Origin of the sequence: Gilliamella sp. Gris3-2, assembly GCF_001690345.1 — a bacterium.
GTDB lineage: Bacteria > Pseudomonadota > Gammaproteobacteria > Enterobacterales > Orbaceae > Gilliamella > Gilliamella bombi.
In genome coordinates, this window is record NZ_LZHB01000077.1 from 1 (window position 1) to 9,374 (window position 9,374).

Below are 9,374 nucleotides of genomic sequence, written 5' to 3' on the forward strand. Positions count from 1 at the left end.
ATTTGTAATAGTCTTTACTTAATCTGACGTTTGAGTTATTTTATAACACAAAAGGAGAGTCAGAAATGAATCAAACTGCCAAAATTATTAAACCTAAATTAGGACTTTTAGAATTAGCTAAACAACTCGGTAACGTTCAACAAGCTTGCAAACTCATGGGATACAGTCGAGATAGCTATTATCGCTTTAAAAAACTGTATGAGCAAGGGGGAGAGCTTGCGCTTCAAGAAATTAGTCGTAAAAAGCCTATCGAAAAAAATCGGGTAGAGCCACATATAGAGCAAGCCGTTGTCAATATGGCCTATGAATATCCAGCTTATGGGCAACATCGAGTTGCCAATCAACTCCGCCAAGAAGGCATCATGGTGTCAGGGAGTGGTGTACGCTCTATTTGGCTACGTCATGATTTAGAAAGTTTTAAAAAACGCATAATAGCCCTAGAAACCAAAGTGGCACAAGAAGGATGTGTGCTCACGGAAAATCAATTACAGACCCTTGAAAAAGCCAAAGCATCACGAGAAGCGCATGGTGAAATTGAGACACATCATCCGGGTTATTTATGTGCACAAGATACCTATTATGTAGGACACATTAAAGGCATAGGGAAAATATACCAACAAACATTTATTGATACCTATTCCAGACTCGCTTTTGCTAAAGTCTATACAGAGAAAAACAGTCTGATTGCTGCCGATATGCTCAATGATAAAGTCCTTCCTTTCTTTGACAGCGAACAAGTGCCACTTTTACGCATTCTTACCGACCGAGGGACGGAATATAATGGCCATAAGGAGAGCCATGCTTATGAACTTTATCTTAATCTAGAAGATATTGAACACACCAAGACCAAAGCCTACAGCCCACAAAATAACGGTATTTGTGAGCGATTCCATAAGACGATGAAAACAGAATGTTATGATATTTTATTTCGACGTAAGATTTACACGCAATTGAGTGAAATACAAAACGATATTGAGCAATGGCTTGAGTTTTACAATCGAGAAAGAGCACACTCTGGAAAATATTGTTATGGGAAGACACCATGGCAAACATGGAATGATGCAAGAGGGTTGGTTAAGGAAAAGCAATTGGAGAATTTATTTTGCTCATCGGACACGCATTTTGTTAAAATGAAGACCGATGAGTAATATGTGTCTGTCAGATTAAGTTTGAGCTACTACAAACCTTTCTAAGTCACATTTTATAATGTTTAAAAAATGGTTTTTTATAATTATAGGTAGTGCTTCATTTTTATTGGGACAGTTAGTATTTTCGTGCCGCTCCTACCAAAAGTGCTTTTTTATTTATTAACGACCTATTTTTTGAACAATATCTCAGATCGTCTTTATAGCTATTTTACTGATAATCATTACTATCAAACTTATATATAAAAAAAGAAAGCAACAAAAATAAATTTGTTTGAAATGTTAGCAATGGCCTTAATTGTATTGTAAATACCTTTTATTTTATTTTTTTAGGAAAAATTAAGAATGCAGTAGGGTATATAGGCAGTAAAAAATTACAGGGTAAGTTACCCTGTAACAAATGTGAGCCTAACTGTAAATAATTTTATTTAAGATTTTTCTTAATTTCTATAGCAAGCATTGGGTTCCACATGGCACCTGTAGCACTCATGATAGCATCGGCGCCATTATCAATAAACTGACGATAATGTTCACTAGAACTAACACCACCAACACCAACAATAACAAATTTTAGATCCATTTCTTTTCGATATTTAGCTAATCTACTTACCATATCTAAACCAGCCCAACGAATTGCATCTCCACAGACACCGCCTTCTTTTCTATTTTCACCTAAGGCAGGATTACCTCTAGCATCAACTGGTTTAGCTGACAGTGTGTTAATTGCACTTAAGCCGTCGATAATAGAACCGACACGAGTCAATAAAGAAACGATCCTTTCATCATCAGGGAAATAGGCTAGTTTTAAAATAAGTGGGCGATCAGGAACAGCTGTTTTAATAGCGTTAACAATTCGTTCGACTTTATCTATATCAAAGCAAAGTAGTTTACTTGCTCCTTCGTTTGGGCAACTTAAATTTGCTTCAAGAATAGGCGCATTGGTTTCTCTAACTAATTTTGCAGCTAAAGCATAATCGTTTTCTATTGCTTCATTGCTTTGCGTCCCCTGAAAACTACCAATTACATATTGCCCATGACCTGCAGATTTTACTGCATCAGCCATATCTGGTTGCCAAATATCTGGAGAAAAAGAAGGAACCCCAAAAGAGTTGGTAATTGATAGAGGTTGATTGTAAGCAGTATCAGCTAATACTGTATCTAAATTACACGATAATTTACCTTTAGGATGAACTGATAACACATTCGGTAATGGATGGCATTTATGTAGTTTTGTTCGAACTGTTTTATATACGCATAAATCAAATCCATAGGCAAATGCGGCTTTAATGTAGTTTGCATTCAATAAAGGACCTGCCGGTATACCAAATGGTAAATTAACGTCATGGTTTAAAAATTTTGAAGATTTTGTTGGGATTTGCTCAGCTTTATCTAATTGTGTAAAAAGCCCAAATGGTCCTTGAGCATAATTATCTTCGTAGCTTATAGAAGGATTATAAAAAGGTGTTAAAGATTCCATACTATCTCCTGATCATGCATGTTCTTAAAGTGAAGTTGGGTATTAAGTTGTAATAAAAATAAAATGAATAAGGTTTTATAGCCAAAAAAAATCCTCCATAAGGAGGATTAAGAAATAGGAACAATAGAGAGTAGAAAGATGGGTAGATTCAGAACTGCCAATTGGAATTAAAAACATCAAGTTATTCTCTATTGTGTAAATTTGTACACATTTTATCTGAATAAAATTAAAGTTCAATATAAAAATCATAAAAATATTTAACTAAATGAAAAGGTTATAGTATTTTTTTCTAGATTTTAAATCATAGATCCGCCAATATAATCTCTCTAAAATACCCAAAATAAGCATGATCTTATCCTATTTATCGTGATAATTTTATAATTGCTTAATAACACTAAAAAAATTTCTGTCTAAAAAATGATACTTGTTGTTATTAATATAGATAATCCATGTGGAGAGTAACTATTGTTAATGTTATCATAATTAAAAAGCTTAAATACTAGTGAGTAGGTATATAAAAATGAAAAATGAACATATTTTTAGTCCGATAACTCTACCTAATGGCGTTGAACTAAAAAATCGTATAATGATGGCCCCAATGACAACTTGTTCTGGTTTTTATGATGGTTCAGTTACTCAAGATCTAATTGAATATTATCGTGTACGATCTGGTGAAATAGGGACAATTATTGTTGAATGTGGATTTGTTGATAATAAAGGATTAGCTTTTCCTGGTGCAATTGGTTTAGATAGTGATGACAAAATTGAAGGATTAGCAAAGATTGCGAAGGCAATCAAAGAAAAAGGCTCCAAAGCAGTAATTCAAGTTTACCATGGAGGGCGAATGGTTGAGCCAAAATTAATTGGTGGACAATCGCCTGTGGGGCCAAGTGCAATTGCAGCACCACGCCCTGGTGCAGCAATACCAGTAGCACTAAGCGCTGATGAAGTCGATGAAATGATCGAAAAATTTGGCCAAGCAGTGCGACGCGCTATCCAAGCTGGATTTGATGGTGTTGAAATTCATGGTGCAAATACTTACCTTATTCAGCAATTCTATTCACCAAATTCAAATCAACGAGATGATAAGTGGGGGGGAAGTCGTGATAATCGTACTCAATTCCCTTTAGCCGTCTTAGATATCACTCATAATATGGTAAAGCAATATGCATCCCCAGAGTTTATCGTTGGTTATCGTTTTTCTCCAGAAGAATTAGAAATCCCAGGCATTCGTTTTGATGACACAATGTATTTGCTTGAAAAATTGGCCCTAAAAGGGCTTGATTATGTCCATTTCTCAATGGGAACAACGCTTAGATCATCGATTGTTGATACTCAAGATCCAACTCCATTAATTAAAAAATTTGTTGCGACGCGTTCACCAATTTTATCAAAAATTCCTGTTGTAGGTGTTGGTAATGTTGTTAACCAAAGTGATTTGGATAGTGCCATCGACAATGGCTATGACTTAGTTGCGGTTGGTCGAGCTTGCATTGCTTATCCTGATTGGATTAGTCGCATAAAGAAAGGTGAAAAACTAGAGCTATTTATTAATAGTGATAAACGTGAAGATCTGAATATCCCAGAACCTTTATGGCATTTTTCTCTCGTTGAAAGTTTAATTCGTGATGTGAATCTTAATATTAAAAAATTCAAACCGGGAAATTATCAAGAAAAAGTTAATGACGAATCTTACGAATTCCTTATTAATGTGGAATTAGCTAAAGACTTCATAAAAGACATGGAATTGGTAAATGCTAAAGAGTTTGATAATAACGTTCTAGATAATTTTTCGATCATTAAAAATAGAATTATTGATTCAAATAGCCCTCATGTTGATACCATTTCTGGCGCAACAACCCAATGCGAAGCCTTCAAAAAAGCTGTGACCAAAGCAATAGCCAAATCTAACAAAGAAGCGATTCTTGCGGAAGGTGGTGATCCTAATGACCAATCTTTTGATGTTGTGGTTGTTGGTAGTGGTGGTGCAGGACTTACTGCAGCGATCCAAGCTCATGATCTTGGTGCAAATGTGGTTATTGTTGAACAAATGTCTGTAATTGGCGGTAATACCAATAAAGCTTCAGCTGGTATGAATGCGGCAGAAACCAAATTCCAAAAACTCAAAGGTATTACAGATAGTAAAGAACTCTTTTATAACGAAACGATGACAGGCGGAAAAAATAAAAATAACCCTGATTTATTACATTATTTTGTTGAAAATGCACCAAATGCCATTGATTGGTTAGATGAAAATGGAATTGAATTAAGTGGTATTACAACAACTGGTGGAATGAGTATTGATCGAACTCACCGTCCTGAAAGTGGTGCTGCAGTAGGTGGTTTCTTAATTAGTGGCCTAGTTAAAAACATCAATAAGCGTGGTATTGATGTTATGCTTGATACTGTAGTTACTGAAATTATGACAGAAAATAATAAAGTGGTTGGTGTTAAAGTTTCAGAAGAAGATGGCTCAAATCACGTAATAAAAACAAAAGTAGTTATTATTGCAACTGGTGGGTTTAGTGCCAATACCACAATGGTTGAAAAATATCGACCCGATCTTAAAGGTTTTGTCACCACTAATCACAAAGGCGCTACTGGTTCAGGCATTATGTTATTGGAAAAACTTGGTGCAGGAACCGTTGATATGGAAGAGATTCAAATCCACCCAACGGTTGAACAAACAACATCTTATTTAATATCTGAATCGATTCGAGGTGGAGGCGCAATACTTGTATCACAAAATGGTCAACGATTCGTTAATGAACTTGATACAAGAGATAAAGTTTCAGCTGAGATTATAAAATTACCTGAGCACTATGCTTATATCTTATTTGATCAGCAAGTCCGTAATGAAAACAAAGCAGTGGAAGAATATGTTTCAAATGAACTTGTATCACAAGCAAATACAATTGAGGAATTAGCACAAAAATTATCAATTGATACTAATACATTAACTAAAACTGTAAAGCGTTATAATCAGTTTGCTATTACCAAACAAGACAAGGATTTTGGTCGAACAACAGGTATACGTCATCCAATAGAAAAAGGTCCTTTTTATGCAATAAAGATCGCACCAGGTGTTCACCATACCATGGGGGGAGTGACAATCAACACCCAAACACAAGTCCTAGATGCTAATAAAAATATCATCCAAGGGGTCTTTGCCGCAGGCGAAGTTGTTGGCGGTGTACATGGTGCTAACCGTATTGGTGGCAATGCTGTTGCTGATATCATTATTTTTGGTAGACAAGCGGGTAAAAAAGCTGCTGATTATATTAAAAATTAAATTATTACAACTAGCTGAGCTTGTTTAATATGGTGTGTTCGAGATATGAATATTCTCAAACTTTAATGGGAACAACGGTGTCATTAACGCTTTTAGAGCCAAATGAAGCCATTGCACACACTGTTTTTCAAATTATTAAAATGCTTGAGGATAAATTGACTGTTAACCGGCTATTTTCAGAAGTTATGTCAATTAATTTAGCTGCGGGTAAACACCCAGTGACAGTGAGTCAACCTATTTTTTCCCTAATTGAACAAGCTCAAAAAGTCAGTCTGTATTTCAATAGTTGCTTTAATTTTGCTATTGGCCCATTAGTTAAGCTTTGGAAGATTGGTTTCCAAGGTTATCAAGTACCATCTGCTGAATTAATAAAACAACAACTATTGTTAATTGATCCTAAAAATGTCGAACTTGATACAAACACACATTCCGTTTTTTTAAAAAAAACTGGAATGGAAATTGATTTAGGTGCAATTGCTAAAGGGTATATTGCTGATATTGTCAAATTGGTTTTACTCGAAAATCAAGTGTATCAAGGTATTATTAACTTAGGTGGAAATGTATTAACTTTAGGTGAGTGTTTAACAGAACAAAGTGGTTATTGGAATATAGGATTAAGAAAACCGTTTTCAATTAGTGATGAGCTGTCTGGCGTTATTAAAGTTAAAAATAAATCAGTTGTCACATCGGGAATTTATGAGCGCTTTTTTATGCAAAATAATAAACTTTATCATCACATATTTAATCCCAAAACAGGCTATCCGTTGGACAACGAACTTGAAAGTGTGACAATAATTTCAGATTCTTCATTAGAAGGCGATATTTATTCGACTGTTTTTTATGGATGGGGGATTGAGAAAAGTAAGGCGTATTTGCGAAAGAATCAAAATTTATCAGCCATATTTTTGCTAAAAAATAAAACTATAGCATTAATAAATCCTGATAACTTTAGTTTTCAAAAAACCGATACTCAATACACTATAAAAATAGATTAATTATTCAATTTGCAATAAATGCGATTTTAGTTAACGATATAATTTTATTATTTTTTATGAATTTTTTTTTGTGTAAATGACTTAATATATAGGTCTTTTCACAAAAAACATTCAGGTGGGCTATTGATTTTATTGAATTTTTTTTAATTATACAAACATGAGCAATTATAAATAATAGCCAAACAAAGAATAGTATTATTGTCACTGAATTAAATCTTATAAATTAAATAATATTTAAGTTAAAAAGGAAAATATTATGAGCGTAGTAAAGAAACCACCAGTAAAATGGTTGCCACTTATCGTTATTGTGGTAATTTCAGCGATATTTTGGTTGTTTGTATCTCCACCTGAAGGTATTAGTCAAGAGGGTTGGCAAACCAGCATCATTTTTGTTGCAACAATTGCCAGTATTGTTGCCGAAATAATGCCAATTGGCGCAATTGGTCTATTAGCAATTACTGTTTTTGCTGTATTGAGACCATCTGGTGCAACAACAGCGACTGAGTCAATAAAAATCTCGTTAAGCGAATTAAATAGTAGTCTTATTTGGTTAATTGTTATTGCCTTTATGATCGCTCGTGGTTTTATCAAAACAGGTTTAAGTAAACGAATAGCCTATTATCTTGTTAAAATTTTGGGTAAAAATACCTTAGGACTTGCTTATGGTTTATCCGTTACTGATATTGCATTGGCACCAGCTATTCCAAGTACAACAGCACGTGCTGGCGGCGTTATTTATCCAATAGCGGAAGCACTAGCAATCAATTTTAAATCCAATCCCAAGGATGAATCAAGAAATCGCATAGGTACTTTTTTAATGCTAACTATTAGCCATGTAAATGATATCACCTCGGCAATGTTTCTAACGGCATTTACAGGAAATTTATTAGCAGCTAAATTAGTTACAACATCATTAAGTATTACATTAGGGTGGGGCCAATGGTTTGTTGCAGCAATTGCGCCATGTTTAGTTTCATTCGTTGTGATACCTTTGGTGATTTACTTTCTGACTAATCCAGAATTAAAAAGAACACCAGAAGCGCCAAAATTAGCGGCTGAAGAATTAAAGAAAATGGGGGTAATTACTGTTAAAGAAATCATTATGGGCGTTACTGTTGTACTTTTGTTAGCGCTTTGGATTTTTGGTAAAAATTTCGGTATTGATTCAACAACTACTGCGTTTATTGGCTTAACTATTTTGATCTTAACTGGTGTATTAAGCTGGGATGATATAAAAGGAGAAAAAGCTGCCTGGGACACATTAATTTGGTTTGCGGCATTACTTATGATGGCGGGGCAAGTTAATAAACTTGGTGTAACAAAATGGTTAGGGGACACAATAGGTGGAGCTGTACAAGGTCATTTAGGTGAAAGTAGTTGGGTATTAGTATTAGTTATTTTATGTGTTGCCTATGTTTATTTACATTATTTCTTTGCAAGTGGAAATGCTCATATTGCTGCATTATTTCCCGTTTTCCTATCGATCGCTATTGCCTTAGGTGTACCAACTCTAACTGCAATTTTTGCGTTGGTTATTTGTACTAACTACTTTGGATCAATTACACAGTTTGCCAATGCTCGAAATCCACTATTATTTGCCGAAGGTTTTGTACCAGTAAAAACTTGGTGGAAAGTTGGGTTTATTTGTAGTGTTGTAAATCTAATTATCGTATTTACTGTTGGAATTTTATGGTGGAAGATAATAGGTCTGGATTAATTGTGTAACTATCCTCTAATATAATACATATTCCACCTTGAATCATTAAAAAAGTTATAGGTACTGTGAATTTTAATCAATGAATTTTATAAGTGATGGTAGTAGAAATTAACGTCATTTCAGAACATTCAATGTAATAAAATGGCTTTAATTGTGAAGTGTTAGGTATTGATATTGCGGTCAGCTTACCAATAATTATCCGCTATTTGGATAAGCTGACTAAATATCATGGTCATCTAGTAAAAATATGAGTAGAGAAAAAAGAGACTATTTACTTAGTGAGATAATATTTCCCTTGATATGGCAAGAGCAGTTGTGAAATTTGGTGCATCAGTACGAATATCAACTCCATTTAATTCATCATTTTTAAATTGAAAATTTGAGGATAACATGCAAATAATTAAAAAATTATGTGATGACCTTAATTTGCCATATGGCGATCGATTTACTCAGGATTGGGCTTATGAGTTACCAGATCAATATAGAACAAAATATTGGTTAAATAAATATATTTTTGCATATCTATATAATGGATATTCTTCAATAGAAAAAAAAGAATTAATGATTTTATCTCTTGATGTTTGTAACGATTTAATTTCTTCGGGATTAAACCCTAATGATAAAGTTATTCAAAAGGTTTTCAATATTCTTTTTAACAATTATAAGAATTATGAGGATTTAATTAATTACTGGGCATTAGATAGTGCACCATTAACAGATTGTTTTACATTAACACCTATAATAAGAA

General features: G+C 33.9%; 7 protein-coding genes. 6 read left to right on the top strand and 1 reads right to left on the bottom strand.

What is annotated here, in order from left to right:
• Positions 1-65 precede the first annotated feature (65 nt).
• Together A9G32_RS11600 and A9G32_RS13745 are read left to right on the top strand one after the other, a co-directional pair.
• Positions 66-1,148, top strand: coding sequence for an IS481 family transposase (locus A9G32_RS11600; RefSeq protein WP_065589147.1), 1,083 nt, complete (start codon positions 66-68; stop codon positions 1,146-1,148).
• Between the two features lie 105 nt (positions 1,149-1,253).
• Positions 1,254-1,391: a DUF454 family protein gene (locus A9G32_RS13745; RefSeq protein ID WP_442902946.1), complete on the top strand. Its 138-nt coding sequence runs from the start codon at positions 1,254-1,256 to the stop codon at positions 1,389-1,391.
• A 178-nt stretch (positions 1,392-1,569) separates the two neighbouring features.
• Here A9G32_RS13745 and A9G32_RS11605 read toward each other — a convergent pair whose 3' ends face one another.
• Positions 1,570-2,622 (bottom strand): dihydroorotate oxidase, encoded by a 1,053-nt coding sequence (locus A9G32_RS11605; RefSeq protein ID WP_065589146.1) that lies wholly within the window; start codon positions 2,620-2,622, stop codon positions 1,570-1,572.
• 520 nt (positions 2,623-3,142) lie between these two features.
• On the opposite strand from A9G32_RS11605, the gene A9G32_RS11610 reads away from it, so the two are divergent.
• The 4 genes from A9G32_RS11610 to A9G32_RS11625 all read left to right on the top strand — a co-directional run.
• Positions 3,143-5,914, top strand: a complete 2,772-nt coding sequence (locus tag A9G32_RS11610) for a flavocytochrome c (protein WP_065589145.1) — start codon at positions 3,143-3,145, stop codon at positions 5,912-5,914.
• Between the two features lie 29 nt (positions 5,915-5,943).
• Positions 5,944-6,909, top strand: a complete 966-nt coding sequence (locus tag A9G32_RS11615) for an FAD:protein FMN transferase (protein ID WP_065589144.1) — start codon at positions 5,944-5,946, stop codon at positions 6,907-6,909.
• Positions 6,910-7,165: 256 nt separating this feature from the next.
• On the top strand, positions 7,166-8,626 hold the full coding sequence (locus A9G32_RS11620; RefSeq protein WP_065589143.1) for a DASS family sodium-coupled anion symporter: 1,461 nt from the start codon (positions 7,166-7,168) through the stop codon (positions 8,624-8,626).
• Between the two features lie 390 nt (positions 8,627-9,016).
• Positions 9,017-9,374, top strand: a 358-nt coding sequence (locus A9G32_RS11625; RefSeq protein ID WP_065640679.1) for a hypothetical protein, incomplete at its 3' end; no start/stop codon positions are given.